The sequence below is a fragment of the Vibrio sp. Isolate22 genome (assembly GCF_022398115.1).
Classification (GTDB): domain Bacteria; phylum Pseudomonadota; class Gammaproteobacteria; order Enterobacterales; family Vibrionaceae; genus Vibrio.
The window spans coordinates 1-18,708 of record NZ_JAKEUW010000040.1 but is presented as its reverse complement, the minus strand read 5'-3'; the positions used below and the strand labels follow the sequence as shown (position 1 = coordinate 18,708).

The following is an 18,708-nucleotide window of genomic DNA, read 5'->3' as shown; positions in this document are numbered from 1 at the left end:
CGCGGCCCCCATAAAATTCCGCCACATACAAGACTGAACTGAACCAATCAGTCAGCATAAATAAGGTACATTATGAACAACAACATGAAGAACTTTAACTTTAGAAGGCTTTGTTGCGTAATTCAATGGAACTAAATCCAGAACCTACGATCTGATCAGCTACCTCCACTCTCTCTCGTAGTCCTATGCCTAAGCCTCGTTACAAAACAACCAACTGGAAGCAATACAACCAATCACTCATTAACCGTGGTTCTCTGACCTTTTGGATTGATGAAGAAGCAATAAGCGGGTGGGCGCAAAGCAAACAGAATAAGCGCGGGAGGCCGCGTCGGTTCAGTGATTTAGCTATCACGGAACAACCAACTGGAAGCAATACAACCAATCACTCATTAACCGTGGTTCTCTGACCTTTTGGATTGATGAAGAAGCAATAAGCGGGTGGGCGCAAAGCAAACAGAATAAGCGYGGGAGGCCGCGTCGGTTCAGTGATTTAGCTATCACGACAGCACTCATGGTCAAACGAGTTTTTTCTATGCCATTGAGAGCGCTTCAAGGATTTATCGACTCGATATTTAGGCTAGCCCATGTACCGTTAAGTTGCCCGCATTACACCTGCATCAGTCGTAGAGCCAATTAAGACTAAAACGAGAGGAGCGATACAGCACCTAGTCATTGATGCTACTGGCCTTAAGGTTTATGGCGAAGGTGAATGGAAAGTCAAAAAACACGGTACGGATGGCAAGCGTAGAGTCTGGCGAAAGCTTCATATTGCCGTCGATATCAACACTCATGAGATCGTTGCTGCCGAGCTAAGTTTATCGACGGTTACAGATGGAGAGGTACTCCCGAACTTACTGAAACAAACACGCCGAAGTATCCTTGAGGTGTCTGGTGATGGCGCTTACGACACGAGAGCGTTCTGGTATTGGAAAGAGCGGTATGGATACCACAAGCGTTCACTCTCAGAAACAGCGATGTATCGAGTTAAACAGTTGCTAGGAGGGAAACTGAGCTTAAGAAATTACAATGCCCAGGTGGGTGAAACTTACGCGATGATAAAAGCGTTGAACAAGCTTACTAGGTTAGGTATGCCTAAAACTTGTCGTATTGACTAAGAAATACGCGAAACGGGTTGGCTCTATATCTAAATTTAATTACGCAACAAAGCCATGATCTGATGCAGCTCGCATTACTGAACCTAGCTATAGATAGCAAATTAAGAGCGAGTGACTTACTAAAGCTACACGTTTACGATGTTTCTTCGCAAGGGGTTATCTATGAAAGGGTTCAGTGCATCCAGCAAAAAACTGGCACCGATGTCCACTATGAGATTACTCCGAGAACACAGCAAAGTATTAGCCGATGGATTTTTGCAGCATCCCTAGAGGCAAGCAGCTTTCTATTCCCGAGTGGCCGACGCTTTGGGCAACCTATCAGCTACTCATTCTATCGTTCAATTATCAGGAACTGGGCTGTAAAACTGGGACTGAATGCTGACTATTACGGCACTCATTCCATGCGCCGCACCAAAGCCACGTTAATATATGCCAGAACGAAAAACATCAGGGCCGTACAGATTTTACTTGGACATTCGAAGCTAGATAATACAATTCGATACCTTGGCGTTGAACTAGAAGACGCTCTGAGGTTGTCTGAGAAAACAGACTGCTGACAGGTGATGAAACAGGCTTTTCTTCTGAAAAGCCTGTGCCCCATAATACTTTAGTTCAAATACTCTACATATTTTAAGGGCGTGCTTTTCCCCTAAAAAATCTAATCTATATATCCCAACTTAGCAACGTCACTGATTCACAAATACGCACACACTTTTATTACAGCACCGGCGAGAAAAATTATTCATCACATTTATCTTGAGATGTTGCAAACTTCTCTAAAAGCCCCACAGAACCTCTCAGTTTCATTTTCATTATTGAGCCACAATATACGTAGTCAGCACTATTTTCCTTGTAATCTTCAACTTTTAAATAATAAAGAGCAGATAGTGATATGGCGATAATAAAATAAGTGCCGATACGATGATTTTCAAATTGGTATTTGTCATCTCTATTTTTTATTATTAGTACTAGCTGTACGATAGTGTATGTTAATAAAAAAAATGCAATAAATGAGCTTATTACAGAAAAAAAGTAAATTCTATCTGAGTCATACTCTCCTGAAGGGAAGTATATGAACGGGTAACTGCATACAGTAATGGTTGCTAAGCATATTATTGAGTACTTATATTTTGATATCTTCATCTAATATCTCTTTTGTAAATTAATTCTTCAATAAAGCCCTCGCAATGAGGGCTTTTAATTTTATGGACATTGGTGCTATGTGTTCTCTGAAGCAGTACTAGAAGTTCCTTCATTTGTAGGGTCATTAGAAGTACCTGTAGTACTTTCTGTGTTTGTTTTACTAGCCGTATCTACTCCCTTGCCATTACTTGAACGATCGCCATCATTTTCATGTTCAGTATTAGAGGGACCAGATAGGTTAGAAGCAGCCCAAGATGCAAGACCAACAGCATTACCAATGGCTGCTTTCTTGGGATTTGTAGACTGCGCAAACTCATGTCCAATAATAGAAGCCGCACTCAGGGTTGCTTTGGATTGATTCAGGGAGTTGGATACATAACTAGCACCTACTTCGCATACGGTGGCACCAAACGAAATTCCACCAGTCAGGGCCGCATTTGCTAACGCTAAATCTGACACTGGGTTTAGAAATCCCCCTGCAGTAAATGTTGCAGCACCAAAAATGGCCGAACCTGCAGATATATGCCCAGCAACATTAGCAATGTTACCACACCCACTTTGCAAAGCACTGGCAGCATTACTCACTTGCTTAGACGCTTCATGGTAAGCAACCTCTGCCGCTTGTTTTGTACTAGCTTTAGCGTTACTTATTGTTTCTGCATGGGCTTTAGCCTCAATACTTTCCATTTTTGACATCGTTTCATGATAACCCACAGTACCTAAATCGTACCGCCCATTCGCAATGTCACTGATGAATTCCCCCGTAGGGTCGCTATACCTCAGCGGGTTGCCTCGCCCATAGGCGTAAGGTGACCAGCGTTGAGGATCCGTGAATCGGGCCTCTCTTGCAAACACAGGATCGGGGGTGATGAATTGCCCGTAGCTATGGTTCATATAGCGTTGCGAGAAATAACCAAGTCCAGATTCTTTGTCTTGCTCTTTATCGGTAAAACGATAAACCGTTTGATCGGATTGACCAAACTGAGCTTCCACATCACCAAATGGTTCGTAATTGAACGCATTAATGACTTGAGCAGAAGTGTCCACAGTCAATTCTGTTGAGCCAAGGTGCTGTTTAATATAATAAACTTCTGGAGTGAAGGTGTCATCACTTTTGCTTGTCTTGGCCACACGGTGGCTACCTAAACGAGCAAACTTGATCAGCTGACCTTCACGAATTTCAGCATCATCACTGATATACCAAGTTGTTGTGACCTTTCCTTTACTGTCCTTAACGACTTTGAGGCGTCGTTTATTGTTGTGGTCATAGGCGTACTTTGCTTGGCTTTTCGGGTTATCGACTTGTTTCAAGCGGTTCGCATGATCCCACTGAAATTGTTGATTCCCTGAGCGTAGCTGATTACCTACCGCATCATAACTGATACCTACATCAGCATGGGTGAGCGCTTGTGGTCCTGCTATATCGGTTGTGCGTAACCCTTGTCGGTTGTAGCGTTTATCTTCTCCAGTGCCTGTGTTTCCGCCGTAGCGTAAAGTTAAGTTGTTGTCACCTAGGATTGGATCGTTGGTGTTTTTAGCAATAAGGTTACCAATTGGATCAAAACGGTATTGAGTGAGCTTTAACTTATTTTGTTCGAGTGCAATTCGATACCAATCGTCATAGTCATAAAAGCGCGTTTGGTCGAGCTCAGAATAGTGATTCTCGATCCCTAGCTCTTTGGCAATGGTCTTTTTATCTTGCTCTGTTCGTTGGTCGGTAATGCCGAGTAAGTTCGATACCTCATCATATTGATAATTAAGTGACTGAAGACGTGTTCTGTCCGAATGACGAGTGGTTTCTCGGCTCTTGAGTCGGTTCAGCGCATCGTATTCATAGTCACTTTGCATGCCATTTCCATACTGAACATGGCTCAATTGCGCAGAGGCACTATAGGAAATGTTGTTGACAATGTTACCCATCGCCAATAACTCACCGCCTTGACCGTATTGGTAGTCAAGGTGAGTACTGTCTGGGTAAGTCAGTTGCGTGAGTTTACCGGCGCTATTATAAGTACGCTTAGTCGTATAAATATCCGATTGTTGACCAAAGGCTTTAATTTGACGTTTTTCAACAGTACGACGACCGTTTTGATCGTAACCAAACCAGCTGCTTCCTGCTTCATCGATAACTTGTGCAAGTCGGCCTTTCAAATGATGGAGCTGTTTATCTTGATTACTATCATAGTGGTACCGCTTAGAGGTACGGCCCTTGGTTGGATCGAGAATCAGCGAATGGAAACCTGTTGATGGGATAGCCGTTTGGTCTTGATAGAAGCGTTCTTCAAGTTGTCGGCTAAGGCCATCATAAAGGTAAGTGTGTGCCATGCCTCGTGAATCTATGGTGCCAACTAGATTACTCGCAGCATCATAGTTAAACCAAGCTTGTCCACGGTTTGGGTCGTCTCGATACGTTTGGCGACTTAAACCGTCATAAAGCATAGTTCGGGTATTGCCAAATGCATCGGTTAAGTGAGTGAAATTATCGAGCGCGTCATATTCATATCGGGTGGTCCAGTCTTGCAGAGTGCTTTGCTCACCATTGACATCCACACCAACGTATTCTTTTACCTCTCGTAATTGACCAAGGCCATCAAATATTAACCATTTACCGGCTCCGCTGTGTTGGCCTCCGATAACCGTTTGTGCGGTATCTTGCACCCATGACTTAAGAGGCAAGTACTCGTTATAGGTAAATGTTTCACCTTGCGAGTCAGTGGCCGGTAGGTATTTACTGATTGTACGGTTGGTCGCGTCGTATTTGTTTCGAATGACTTGTGACCCCATCCCTGAATGAAAAGCCATAGTCGCCGAAAAATAGGGCATGCTTTCACTGGCCAATAGTCCACGGCTATCGAAATTATTCTTCAAACTGACTCGTGGGCCTTGCTCCGTTTGGCTTACGTTCATTAGATTGCGCCCGCCACCATCATAATATTGGCGGCGTTCAATATGGCGACCATCTTTTTCAAGACGCTGTAAACTGCGGATCCAGTTAACCATGACGCCATCAAAATTCTGTTGGTAATGGTATTCAAACGATTGTGTGGGCGCACTAGTGCTGTCGCCCGGCGCAATGATATCAGTGACTCGGCCAAGGCCGTCATACTGTATGTGAGTTTGTTGTTGGTTAAAATCCTCAAATAGAGTCATTACGCCCAATGAAGAATCGTAACTCGCACTGGCAACCAGGCTCTGGCCACCTAAGTGAAGTTTCTCTTTGGTTGGATATATTCCCTCTTGGTAAGTTACGCTAATCCTATGCCCAGGCTGCTCGCCATAAAGAGGGCCAAAGAATTCTGTCGCGTTGCCGTAAGAGTCGTAATGTGAACGTTGACTAAAAATAGTTTGGTTGTTCTTACTTGGTGAAATCCATTTTTTCGTCGCGGTTAGGTTACCCGTTGACACGGCGCCTAGGTTGCTACCACTAAAGCTTTCATCGTCATAAAACCATTGAGTTTTCGCAACCAGTTTACCCTGTGCATTGGTGATGGTTTTTTCAATGGGAGAATGTAATTGCCAGTTAGCCAATGACGTTGCATTCTCCGCACTGTAGCGCCAATGGGTTTCACGCTGATCTTGAAAGCGATCGTCAAGGCGGCCATGTTCGCGTTTAAGAATTAAGTTACCAAAATCATCGTAATCGTAATCCCATGCCAGCGTAATAGGGTTTCCACGGCCTTGTTCTATGAGCTTTTTCTCTTGATGCGTTTTGCTTGCAAATGACACGAATCTATCGTCATCAACACTGTCGAATAAACGCTTTGATGACCACTGATATGTATCTTGCCAAAAAAGACGTCCTTCCGCATCTTTCTTTTCTATTTTCGATATCTTTCCGCGCAATGATTCGTCATTAAGACCCAATAAAAAAGTGTAGTGAGTTTGACTTTCCGGTGCTGATTGGGAGGCGAAATCGCGTTGTGTTGCTTCGCTAAATCCAACAAACTTACGCTCTTTTGCAAAGTAAAAACCGTCACGGTATTGATAACTTTTTATCGATGCTTGGCCGGGGCGACTGGCGTCTTCCGTGGTGACTGATTTCACGACTTGCATAGCCATAGGCAGGGTATGTTGCCATGGGGTGTTTTGTTTTTCATCACGCAACATCTCAGAAGCGACGGTTGTGTATTGTATGCTTGACGTTTGCCCTATGCCATTATCGACAGAAAGCAATTGGTTCGGTAAATTTCCTGGAATTACTGATAAATAGGTAAAGGATTTTTCATATTTTCCAGGACGAAACCACACGATGTCGACAACACCATTGCCATCAATATCAGCCAGTTTGGTTTTAGAAGGTGCGATTTTATCGGGGTGCGTAAACTCGATAGGGCGACCGAAAGCTAATGTTTCTTGAGGCCCTGATAGTCCTTTGCTTGGCCAAATAGTGACTTTGAAACCATTAAAGTAAACAAGATCAGCAAGGCCATCATGGTTTAAATCGGCAAACTGAACTTTATCCGTATTGTGGATACTTTTCGCAATTTCGCGAATGTTATCAACCTGAATGGCCTCTGAATAGCCGCCCGTTCCCTTGCCAGCGAAAAAGTACATCGACTTTTGATCCATATGAACTAAGTCGTTGAGTCCATCTCCATTCATATCGGCCATATGAGAGGTAGATTTTGCTAGTGGAACCCCCACACTGAGCTCGGGCATTGGCATACTGATAGGCGTATCCCAACCGTTCCCGTTATTTATCGCAACTGTATGTTCAAAAACGCCATTTCTTGAATGACTGTTGGTCACAAAGACATCGGCTAATCTGTCATGGTTAATGTCAATTAATCGAGCGTTAGGGCTATTAATCGAGAGCGTTTGGTTGCCTAAATTGCCCTGTTGTTGCCAATTGTAGTTTTCATCTAATCCATAAACATAACTGTTGCGTCGGATCGCATTCAGCATATTGATTTTGCCGTCACCGTTTAAGTCCCCCCATTTAACATATTGGCTGGAGAGTTTATTTCTAGAGTGGCTGCTCATTTTCACCATTTTAGAGAATTGAACTTCCCCCTGTGGGTTTTTTCCTTGATTAAGTGCATAGCGATGAGGTGAAAAGCCCGTGTTAATCACATCGGGTAAACCATCAGCATTGATATCAATAAAATCAACATCTGGACTCTTTAAAGGAAACAACTTAGCGGAAGGGACGTAATGCGACGCCGCGAGCGTTGGGTCAAAGTTGGTATACTGAAAGCGGGTCGGGGGAGCGCTATCTTGTCCGTTAGCCGCGACTTTTGAAACTTGTGATAGGCGAGACAAAGTCTGCCAATCTGAAGTTGTTTCATAGTCAAATTGGTAAGACATGACCGGGTTTTGTTGATTGAAAGTGTCTATCTTTTTTAAGCGAAGGGCTTTGTTCAATTCAAAGGTTGGTAAGTAAGAAACAATGGGATCCGGCCTTGATTCATAAGATAACTCAACCACACTCGCGCCGTCATTGTAGTCAATTTGCGTTAAGTATACCGCTTGGCTGCTATCAAGTGAGTCATAGTGGTAGTTGATTTGGTTACCATGAGTATCGGTCATGCTCTCGATAAACCACTGAAAAACCTTGTTTCCACTTTTGTCATGGTGTTGTGCGTTACTGTTTTGTCCTAATAACCAGACACTGCCATTGGCTAAAGTCATTCGCCAGCCGTTAGTCAGCTTTTGGTATTTTACAAATTGCCCTTCAATTTTGGCTCGATATTCATTGTTACCTATGTGAACCAGCTCTTGCCCTTGGTGATTCACATAAACATCGGGGTGGCTGTCGTCGTAATTGGGCAGGCCATTAACGGTTTGACGTTGTATATAAGGCATGCTCAAGCGTCGCCCAATGCCGACCAAACCATTGCCATAACCACTGTCGTAAGTAATCGACAATTCAGGCGTCATCTGGTTACGGCCCGTTGGTAAGCTAAAATTCAGTTGGTCTTGGCTCGTACCCGTGTTTAATTGGGTTTTAAATCCTTCCCCAAGCCCTTGTATCGTTCCGGGGCCGGTTGGCAAAGAAATAACAGTAGGCGATACCGCACTTGGTTCATTGGCGAGAACGCAAGTCGTTAAACCAGCCAACACTATTCCGATTGAATAGGCTAAAATTTTCATTTATATCTCTGGGTTTATAAAAGTCAGGAAATATAAATTCCATCAATTAAACATTCAAGCAATTGCATATAAAGTGTGAGTTGTATACTGAATAAGTATTGTTTTCTGGTATTTTTTCAGAATTTTGGGAACCGTCAGTAAGTTACTATGCTTGAGTGGTTCCGTTCTTTAGCGTGCATTGAAATTGATTCACTTGTTGCTAAGCCAAGCTAGAAAAATACGCGATCAAGTCAGCTGTTTTTGATGTTGATCCTTAGAATGGTTTTATTTTTAGTGAATTTATAAAATATAATGATTGTATATTTGTTGTGATGTAATATCCATAAATAATATGAAACTGATCTTGATGTTTAAGGAGTTAATATTGATATATTTGTTATTTATGGTGGAGTTTTTATTGAGTGTTTTGTTATTTAATCGGTTTTTTAGTGATATTTTCGTAAGGGAAGTTTTTAGGGGAAGAGACGGGGTAGGGTATAAATTAAGGCAATTTTAAGATATGTCAGAACCAGTGGTTTTGTCTCTATTGTTTCAATAATCAATAAATAAAAGAATAATCATGAATTATATTAAACGCAGTTTGGTAGGGCTTTTTACGCTCTTAATAATGCAGTCGGGTTTGGCTAGAGCCGCCGATAATAATACACCTTATCCATTTGGAGATGAGTTTGTTTATCACACTTGTCCTTCCGGGTTTGACAAACAAGGACTAAGTTGTACAAAAAAAATCACTAGGCCCGTCAAATTCAAATGTGATAGCGGCTTTAGACTAGGTGCAGGCAAGTGTACTAAGGTTGATATTAAAGCGGCGATAAAGTCTTGTCCATCAGGAATGAATCTAACTGAAAATGGATGTTCAAAGCTGATCTCTGAAAGTGGTTATTCGTTAAGAGTGACTAATTGGCTCGTATCTAGCAACTCCTCGCAAAATGGAATTTATTGGAAATCAGTCAAGGTGTTTGGTAGTACTACACTGGACAGTTGGACAAAACATTCTGATGGGTGGGAGTACAAAACTGGTCGAAAGCGTATTCATCAAACCTATCCTGGAGGAGGGTATATGGCTGGTGAGGTGCATCGAAGAAAGAATGTATTGCACCCTGCTACTTTATCCTGCCAGTCAGGTTTTCAGTTAAGTAATTCTTTGTGTAAAAAAACGATTGTTAAAAGAGTAACTCCTTATTGTATTAGTGGACATTTGTCTAATAACACCTGTAAAGAGGATGTTCACCAACCAGCATTAAGACGCTCACCTATCGAAGAGACAATGGCAACCTTATACCCGCGTTATTCTAATGACGCTGCGCAACAAAACTCCGCCGCATTCCGCTACCTTGATAACATGTTTACTTTAGACCCTGAATTAGGGGAAATTGTCTCGACGATTGGTTTAGATGAGCAAAACAAAGACTTTGCGACACTATGGGCAAGTGAAGATAAATCGACAGCCGATAATGCACTTGAGGTAGTGGAAGGCTTTGCAGCATTGCAGCCGGATTTAACTTACCTTAAAGAGATACTGTTGGATACTTACTACGACCGCGCGGCTGCCGAATTTATTTTAGCTAACCGTTCGATTGACCAAGCCAGAATCGATTGGGTAAATGATGCAGACGCCTCGGTGGCTAGCCTTGAGCTAAGTCGTCAAAACGCCGTTGATATTTTACAGCGTAGCTTGAATGAGTACTGGTCGCTTATTGAAAACCACCCACAAGCGTATGCGACACAGTTACCGCAGCGTGATTTACAGAGTGCGCGATACCTTAATAGCCAAGGTCAACATTCTCCTATCTTTGAAGACGAAGCCTTGGTAGTCGGGTACAAAGACGCCCTGCTGGTGTATCAAATGATGAACACTCTGCTTGAACAACAAGTGCACTTGAGCAAGCTCAAAGCGGTGTACGCGAATATCGATACCATGCAAGCGTTAGCGGCAGAAGCGCAAACTCTGCTTAACAGCGTAACGTCGAAAGCCGCGCAGCTTGAGCAGCTATTGGGCAGCGATGCGCCAGTGAACGCCATGCTGGCTACGGAGCAGGCAAAACTCAACAGCCTTACGATGAAACTGGGCTCAGTGATTCAGTGGTTAAAAGGCGAGGGTAACTACCTAGGGCTTCCGGATGATTTTGTTCTGTTCCTGCAAGGGTTCAAAGACAAAGGCAACACCGTTTATGACTCGTTTGATGCGATTAAAACGTTACTCAAAGGCAGCGCGTATGACGTAGTACCGTCGGCAGAGAAAGCGCTGCAAGAGGCGAAAAACGCGACGACGAACTACCGCTATCAACGCGACCAGTTCAGACAGACCTTTGCTAATGAGCAGCAAGCGCTGAATAACCAGCTGTTTAAACTGCTGGGTTGTACGGTAGGACAAGGTGACAACCTGTGCGCGAGCCAGACAGAAGCGCAGAGAAAAGGCAGCTTAATCGCTCAACAGCAACAAAGCATCAAAGCAGCGACGCTAGGCGTCGAGCGAGCACAGAAAGCACGTCAGACTATCGAAGGCAATATTACCATTGAGATGGAGCGTCTTGAGCAAGAGAAGCAAGTTCATGATGCGATTGATAAAATCATGGTGCAGTTTGGTCAGAATGAGTTGTCGTTGAGTCAGTTACTTGAAGCGAAGCGCGATGGTTCCTCGTCAGGCAAAGCTTATGTCGATATTAGTAAGCTATTGAAACAGGACGATTTAGACACGCTGGATGACTTTGTTAGCGAAGCGGGCAACGTCGATTTATCCGCGGTGCAAGCGGCGTTGGCTAGCTTAAAGGAAGACCTGAAAGACGTGCCACGTGATGACGCTATTGAGTACACACAAACTTTGGCAGTGTTAGAGCGTGCGACCATCCGAGGTCTTGAGCGCGGTTTACTTGACGTGAATTCTAAGGCGCGCATTAAAGCGCTCATGTTAGAGCTCAAAGCGGCGGAAGTGGACATCGCGAAGTCGATGAGCTATCTGGCTTATGAAGTGGAAAGGTTGGCAGGGTTCAGTGCTGAAGCTGAGCGACTGATTGCGCAGTTGGGTGAAAATCAGCAACAACAGGCAGACCGTTATTATGCTAACCCAGTGCATTACAGCGTACTGACAAAAGAAGCCTTGAACGCTGAGTTAGCGTTTGCAGAGCTACAAGAATGGATGTTCTATGCCGTTCAAGCGCTTGAGTACAAGTGGCAAGAAGCCTTTGTTGCGCCAGATAAAGGGTTCAATCGAGCGTCAGTTTTTAAAATTCAAACAATCCCGCAGTTGGTTGAATACTTTAAAGCGTTACAGCGTTTTGATGACATTCGTAATCTGAGAACGAGCCAAGAGGCGACGGATACTCTGTCGGTGAAAAAGCATATTTTCGGTTATGTGGACAAGCTTCGCGGTAAAACGATGTGGTACCCAGCCTTGGATGGCAGCGGTGAGATGCTGACGGCGGATGAAGCGTTTAAAGCTAAGTTAGCGCAATTGACTCAACGTATAGGGCAAGACCAATGGCTAACGATAGAGTTCAGTACGGTGAAAGAGCTACCACGCTCGAACTTCTTCCAAGGACCAGTGGTTGCAGACAATGATGACCTAACCTGTCTAGTGGATGCAGGCACTTACTTAGATAAGCTGGATGGTATCGGCATTAACTTGCAGGTGAGTATGGATATCTCTGGTGAGGAGGTGACCCCAGCTTACTTGACGTACGGTGGCAACAACTACATGCGCAGTCGCACACCGGGCTCGTTAACCGATGATGAAACGGGCATAAAAGATGAGCTGGTGTCGTACTCTACGCGCTTCTGGGATGTGTCGAATGGTAACTTCTTTGCTAAAGACAGCTATCGTCAGCAAATGAAGGCCAACATCATGACAGACGAAGAGAGTCAGTCGGCGTTTTTGAACCCAACCTATGCCTTTAAAGAGAGAAGTGTCGCGGCTTCAGGTTGGAGATTGTCCGTGAAGTTGGGTGACCGATACGGTGAGATAGTGGATCTTGAAGGTTTGGATGATATCAAGCTGATCATTAAGCACCGATACTACTCACGAAATTCTGAGACTTGTGGTGGGGGAGACTCAGGCCCACTGATCTTGCTAAGGTAACCAACAATAGAGCCTCATGATGTCATGAGGCTCTTTTACTTTTACATACTTTTGAATATCATCATGTCACCCATATTTTGCCCACTTTTTTCACTCCTGATAGTGGGCTTTTTCTGCTTGCCATACCTGTAGTTATTCATGATTTGCTAATGTTCGATTTGCCGAAACGCATTTTTGTCGAGTAGACGACACTTGTTGCCAAGTGCCGCCCCTCTAAGAACCGTACGTGCAACTTTCACTGCATACGGCTCAAGCCTCCACTAAGGCATCGTTTGATACCCAGCAACTATAAAGCAGTTGGAACAGGTTCAACCCAAGAGTTACGTGCTTGTCTTTTTGACTTCCGCTTAACCAAGTATTCTTGATAGTCGGGGTCATAAGGAGTCGCAGCACTTTGGATTTTCACATGTCGTTCTATTGGCACTTTTGCTATTTGGAACAAGTTGAAATGACAATCCATGTTCATAATTTTCTGCCAACCATGAAATTGCCATTGGCCTTTTCGGTTGAGAAAATATTTGTGAACAACCCAGTCTTTGGACTTGGTTGGGTGACGTCTAACTGCCCAGTGCCATAGCGCTTGGAATAGTTTGTGGCCTACATACCCAAATACTTGTTTGGCCACGCAGTGGCGATAGTAATTCGCCCATCCTCTAAGTTTTGGATTTATCAGTTTGATAAGATCATTAACGGGGATAGTTGCGTGCTTTTTGACAAGTTCACGTAGATTTCTCAAGAATAACAGCGTGTTGGGTTTACTCGGTTTAATGAGCAATTTCCCTTTGTACTTCCTATGGTTAAAGCCCAGAAAGTCAAAGCCATCATCAATGTGAGTAATCTTCGTTTTCTCTTCGGATAGGGTTAACCCTCTTTCAGCCAAAAAGTCGGCAACCAACGGTTTGATATCGCTCACTAGCACTTCCTTTGATGAGCAAGTGACCACGAAATCGTCAGCGTAACCAATGAAGTTGGCTCTAGCTCCTTTTCTGAGTGCTGTGGATTTTATGCGTTGCTCTAGTCCTGCGAGGGTCATTAGCATCAAGGTTGGGGATATGATCCCTCCTTGTGGCGTACCCTCATCGGTGTCGTAGAACAGGCCTTTATCCACAAAACCAGACTTTAGCCATTGCTCTAACATACGTTTATCTACAGTGATATTGTCCATAAGCCATTGATGCCCGATTTTATCGAAGCAGGCTTTGATATCGCCCTCAAGAACCCATTTTGCTGATTTCTTCTGTGCCAAACATATAAAGCACTGGCTGATGGCGTCAGCGGTGCTGCGGTTTGGTCTGAATCCATAGCTGTTGAGGTCGGCAAGTGTTTCAGAGACAGGCTCTAGAGCAAACAGATGGAGCGCTTGTTGCGCTCTGTCTATCATGCACGGAATACCTAGGGGTCTGAGTTTGCCATTCTTTTTGGGGATGTAGATACGTTTGAGTGGTTTTGCTTTGTAAGTCTTGCGACTAAGTTGGTTAACCGCTTTCATACGGCGAGTATCTGTGTTCCAGATAACACCATCTATTCCAGGCGTTTTACTGCCTTTGTTTTGAGAGACTCGCCTAACAGCAAGCAGTTTTGCTGAGCGAGAATGAGTTAAGATCCACTGTAAGGATTTTACCTTGCCGTATTTCTTTTCTCTTGTTGCTTTTGCGATACGCATTTGAAGCTTTAATACGTGCGCTTCAGCGGATTTCCAGTCGATAGACTGCCACTGAGCACCATCAGAAGATGCACTAATCTCTTTTGAGATCATCATTTGCTTTTCTCCTTAAATAAAGTTCTCCAGATTCTCTCGCAATGGGAGACCAGTCGGAAGTGGGCTCACTTTCGTGATCAGGCATTAGCCTGTATCTGCATCATTACAATACAGCTTTCGCTTTTTCCGACCTCCTATACCTGCATCACTATCGGTCGCAGAGACTTTCCCATAGGGAGTGATACAGGCTTACCGTGTTCCGTATGTCACGCAATATCAGGTTAGATGCCCGCTATAGTGCGGAGAGCGTCATTGATCACGAAAGAGTATAGGACAACCTCTTTCCAGCTCTCGTTGCCTTTTGGCTACAGCGTATTAACCACTTCCGCTGTTTCATCACATAACGCACCTTAAACGGATTCACATTCGTTCATCATACTGATTACCTAGCACTTACCCAATTTGTGGTTATCAGGAGGATCAGCCTCTCACGATTTTGATCCCGAGCAATTGTTGGATTGCTCTTCGTTACATTGTTAGAGCCGCTACTTTATTCAGGCTCGTAGGTTCATCTGGTGATACAGATGGTTCACTCTTAAAGCGGTGAACAGCGCTTCATACGACTTCACGTCGCACGTCCAAGAGTGTGTTAGCGCAGTTCATAGCAAGCACTTGCTTTTGGTTACTCGACGCGAGTAACTTTATTGTTATGTTTGGAAAAAATAATAAATAATCTCCTGCACATTATTTTTCCATATGTCGTAGAGAGTAATATCTTGACTGGTAGAGGGAAGGAAAATGAAAACCAAGATAATAATGTTGTGTCTACTCGGTACCTTATGTGTCAGTGCTAGCGCGAAGGAACCAAGATACCATTCTGCGCTAACATTCAAAGCAATATTTAGTGAAGACAGAGACAAGCCTGTAGAAATCTATTACTGGTATCCTACGACGAACGAAAAAACCAACTTCACGTTTGGTAGGGGGAACATTTTCAAATCAATCGAAACACAGTTAGATGCCCCTTTAGCAAGTGGAAAATTTCCCGTTGTGCTTTTGTCGCAGGGCGGAACGCGGTCAGCGTTTTCCCACAGTGGTTGGATAGCCTCAAGCCTAGCGCAACAAGGTTATATCGTTATTATACCTAAGCCTCCTGTACCGAACGAAATCAATGCAGAAAAGGCTGTTGATGAAATCACATTCAGAACCAGTGATTTGATATTAGGGCTGAACGAATTAAGTTCGGTCGGAATACTGTCCGGAGGCGTAGATACTGAAGAAGTGCAGGGTGTCGGCTTTTTTCTGGGCGGCACATCTATGCTGATACTCTCCGGAGCCCAAATAAGCCCGGAAAAATACCGAACATCGTGTCACAACGCCACCAATATGGACTGTCATTGGTTAAGTGAAAATAACGTTGATATTACTAACATCCCGGATCAAAAATTCCCCCGATTTCAGTCTGAAAACAAACTGAAATCGGTCGTCGTTATCAACCCTGAGCTAACGAAAACCTTTGCTCCTGAAACACTGGCTTTGATGAACAATGCCATCACTGTGGTGACGCTTTCTGAACGGCCACATCCTGCACTGACACCAGCCGAATCACTCGTTGCTCTTCCCAATGTGAAATATCAAGAGATTCCCAGTGCGACTCAGTTTAGTGCGTTTGCAGAATGTACTGAGCGTGGCATTAAAATTCTTGCATCAGAAGGGGAAGAAGTACTTTGCCAGGAGCGTGACGAGATTTCTAGAAGGGACAATCACCAGCAAATTTTGGATGTAATTCTGGCTAGGTTAACAAAGCCATAAGAATAACAACCATGCGGAGCTTTCTTACACATTGTCTGCTTGGGCCAGCAAAGCGAGGAGTATGTTTTGCTGGCTTGTCGCTACACCAAAATTAGTTACACTTTTAAGCAGAACACGGATAATCATCAAATATATAATAGGTGGGCAACAGCAAGGTTGTCTCCATATCATATTACAAGACTTACTGATGACAATGTTATTTACCCTAATTAAGTACCTGTACTAACATTTTGAAACTTAGAAGAACACACAAAATACCAACGATCCTCTTAAGAACTTTGTTTGGGAAATACCCTGCGCAACGCACTCCGAGGCTAGTAGTTAAGTAGCTGCTAATGGAGAAGCTGATCATTGCAGGAAGGTATATGTATCCTAATACTAAGTTGCTCCAATCTGTATTTTCCCATCCGTTTAACATGTATCCGAGGCTTCCAGATAGTGCGATAGGGAAACCTATCGCAGCGGATGTGCCAATAGCACGTTTGACCTCAAAATTTTGCTGGACAAGATAAGGGATGATCAAGCCCGCACCGCTTATAGAGACAAGTGCTGATACAGAGCCAATCACAGAGCCTACAGTGATATTACCGATAATCCCATGTGGATTTGGATTGTACTCATTTTCAGTGTTAAGAAACATCTTATAAGCTACATACAACATGAATACGCTGAAAAAACCTGCCAGATAAACTCCCTGTAGATACGATGCTGCGAATGTGGCGCAAAATGTTCCGACTAGAACTCCGCTCAACATTTTTACTACCATTGTTGGCTCTACATTCTCTTTTTTGTAGTGAGCACGCATGCTGCCCAATGTTGTAATAATCATCGAAGCCATCGATGTCCCTAACGCAAGATGTACCACTTCTGTATCAGCTATTCCCTGTAGTGAAAACAGAAATGCAAAAATAGGGACGGCCATTCCACCCCCACCCACACCAACGAGTCCAGCGAGAAAGCCAATGCCCAAGCCTGCTGTAATGTAATAGATAATAAAGATAGGTTCGTTCATGATGGTTCTGCCTTCGATAAAAATGGTCGTTGTTAAAATGTTACTCGAACGCTAACTTGTTATGGTAACGTTAATAAGACAGAAAATAATGAGTAGTGGCCAAAATGGAATTAAATCAAATGACAAACTCTGATTACAGTGAATGGAAAAATGGAGCCGCGCTGATCGCAAAGGAGTGGCAGCATGAAAGGAGTAACGTCAATCATTTGGCTCAACGGCCGCATAATTGGCACAATCATCATCGAGGCCAGCTACTTTGTATAGATGAAGGGCTAATACAGGTAAAAACCGATGAAGGAGCGTGGATACTACCACCTCACCGAGCTGGTTGGATCCCCCCAGGTGCGATGCACAGTGTTTATTTTTGTGGTCCTCTGAAAGGTCGTTCATTACTGTTCACTCCAGAGAGCTGTGAGCAGTTTCCAATAAGGCCTTGTGTAATCCAAATGAGCGATGTCTTGAAAGTCCTTTCGATTAGGGCATCGAGATGGAACAAAACAGACGAGCTACCTACACAATGTTTACGTATTCTTTCCGTAATATCTGATGAAATCGTCGGTAGCCCTCATGAGTCACTCTACATCCCATTGCCCAAAGACCCTAGATTACAAAAAGTCACTCAAGCAATTTTAATTGATCCAAACAGCAAACACTCTGTTGAGCATTGGGCAAATATCGGGGCAATGTCATCTCGGACGTTAAGACGATTGATTCGAAGTGAGTTAAACATGAGTTTTAGTGAATGGCGGCAACAAATACTACTAATACATTCGTTAGAAATGATGGCGCGCGGAGAATCAGTGGGAGACGTCGCATATGTTTTGGGTTATTCGACGCCCAGTAACTTTATCGCAATGTTTCGTCGGGTCTATGGCGATTCACCCACGCGTTACTTTTCGAATCGTGGCATATAGTTGCAAAGAGCTTACCTGAATTAGGTTCGTTTTTATGTAATGAGGTTTACATACATTTACTAACCCAAAACGAGCAATCTAGCCTATAGGCTCTAGCTTATTTTTGCCCGTGCGACCTGAAGTCGTATGAAGCGTTGTTCACCACGACAAGAGTGAACCATCTGTATCACCAGATGACCCTAGGATCCTGAATAAAGTAGCGGATCTGACAATGTAACGAAACTTGGCCGTTAGGCTGAGTGGGAACAAAATCGTGAGAGGATGTTCCTCCTGAAAACCACAATTCGGGTAAGTGCTAGGGAGTCAATATGATGAACGTATGTGAATCCATTAAAGGTGCGTCATATGATGAAGCAGCGGAAGTGGTTAATACGCTGTAGCCAAAACGGCAACGAGAGTCGGAAAGGAGTTGGGTATTGGCCTTTCGTGATCAAAGTACTCTCCGCACTAGAGTGGGCATCTAAGTTGACATTTTACGTAACATACGGAACAGGGTAAGCCTGTATACTGATCCGCCCCAGCAGTTTTGGACACTGAGTTAAGTGAGTACAATCACTAACGAGGCGAACAATGACAACTAAGAAAACTAGAATTAAACATTCCCCTGAATTTAAAGCAGAAGCCCTGAAGTTAGCAGATAAAGTGGGAGTAGCTGCGACAGCAAGACAGCTTTCTTTACATGAATCTCAAATCTACGGGTGGCGAAAGAACTCGAAGAAAGACACCAGTACTAGTCAGCGAGAGCAAGAACTAGCCGCAGAGGTTGCCAAGCTCAAAAGGCAGTTGGCTGATCAAGCAGAAGAGCTAGAAATTGTTGGCTGATCAAGCAGAAGAGCTAGAAATTG

The 18,708-nt window shown here is 43.8% G+C and carries 7 protein-coding genes and 4 pseudogenes; 7 read left to right on the top strand and 4 right to left on the bottom strand.

From position 1 onward, the window contains the following. Positions 1 to 185: 185 nt before the first annotated feature. From L1D55_RS19005 to L1D55_RS18995, 3 pseudogenes are all read left to right on the top strand, one after another. Positions 186 to 353 (top strand): annotated as a pseudogene (locus L1D55_RS19005) (transposase); the annotation flags it as partial. Positions 354 to 388: 35 nt separating this feature from the next. Beyond that, positions 389 to 1,115, top strand: a pseudogene (locus L1D55_RS19000) (IS5 family transposase). A 53-nt stretch (positions 1,116 to 1,168) separates the two neighbouring features. Then, positions 1,169 to 1,672, top strand: a pseudogene (locus tag L1D55_RS18995) (tyrosine-type recombinase/integrase); the annotation flags it as partial. 181 nt (positions 1,673 to 1,853) lie between these two features. Here the strand turns inward: L1D55_RS18995 and L1D55_RS18990 are convergent. Together L1D55_RS18990 and L1D55_RS18985 are read right to left on the bottom strand one after the other, a co-directional pair. Then, positions 1,854 to 2,258 carry a hypothetical protein gene (locus L1D55_RS18990; protein WP_239918464.1) on the bottom strand — a complete coding sequence of 135 codons (405 nt, stop codon included), beginning with the start codon at positions 2,256 to 2,258 and terminating at the stop codon, positions 1,854 to 1,856. Between the two features lie 75 nt (positions 2,259 to 2,333). Next, positions 2,334 to 8,351, bottom strand: a complete 6,018-nt coding sequence (locus tag L1D55_RS18985) for a toxin TcdB middle/N-terminal domain-containing protein (RefSeq protein ID WP_239918463.1) — start codon at positions 8,349 to 8,351, stop codon at positions 2,334 to 2,336. A gap of 1,267 nt (positions 8,352 to 9,618) precedes the next feature. Here L1D55_RS18985 and L1D55_RS18980 point away from each other — a divergent pair. Continuing rightward, a complete protein-coding gene (locus L1D55_RS18980; protein WP_345772791.1) occupies positions 9,619 to 12,426 on the top strand; it encodes a hypothetical protein in 2,808 nt (935 codons plus the stop codon). A 286-nt stretch (positions 12,427 to 12,712) separates the two neighbouring features. On the opposite strand, the gene ltrA is transcribed toward L1D55_RS18980, so the two are convergent. After that, a complete protein-coding gene (gene ltrA, locus L1D55_RS18975; RefSeq protein WP_239918461.1) occupies positions 12,713 to 14,185 on the bottom strand; it encodes a group II intron reverse transcriptase/maturase in 1,473 nt (490 codons plus the stop codon). 738 nt (positions 14,186 to 14,923) lie between these two features. On the opposite strand from ltrA, the gene L1D55_RS18970 reads away from it, so the two are divergent. Then, positions 14,924 to 15,937 carry a hypothetical protein gene (locus L1D55_RS18970; protein WP_239918460.1) on the top strand — a complete coding sequence of 338 codons (1,014 nt, stop codon included), beginning with the start codon at positions 14,924 to 14,926 and terminating at the stop codon, positions 15,935 to 15,937. A 205-nt stretch (positions 15,938 to 16,142) separates the two neighbouring features. On the opposite strand, the gene L1D55_RS18965 is transcribed toward L1D55_RS18970, so the two are convergent. Beyond that, the gene (locus L1D55_RS18965; RefSeq protein WP_239918459.1) at positions 16,143 to 16,949 is read right to left on the bottom strand and encodes a sulfite exporter TauE/SafE family protein; all 807 of its coding nucleotides are present in this window, start codon (positions 16,947 to 16,949) and stop codon (positions 16,143 to 16,145) included. Positions 16,950 to 17,068: 119 nt separating this feature from the next. Between L1D55_RS18965 and L1D55_RS18960 the strand changes: the two genes are divergently transcribed. Both L1D55_RS18960 and L1D55_RS18955 read left to right on the top strand, forming a co-directional pair. Further along, positions 17,069 to 17,863 carry a helix-turn-helix transcriptional regulator gene (locus L1D55_RS18960; RefSeq protein ID WP_345772790.1) on the top strand — a complete coding sequence of 265 codons (795 nt, stop codon included), beginning with the start codon at positions 17,069 to 17,071 and terminating at the stop codon, positions 17,861 to 17,863. 570 nt (positions 17,864 to 18,433) lie between these two features. Continuing rightward, positions 18,434 to 18,679 (top strand): annotated as a pseudogene (locus L1D55_RS18955) (transposase); the annotation flags it as partial. Positions 18,680 to 18,708: the final 29 nt, after the last annotated feature.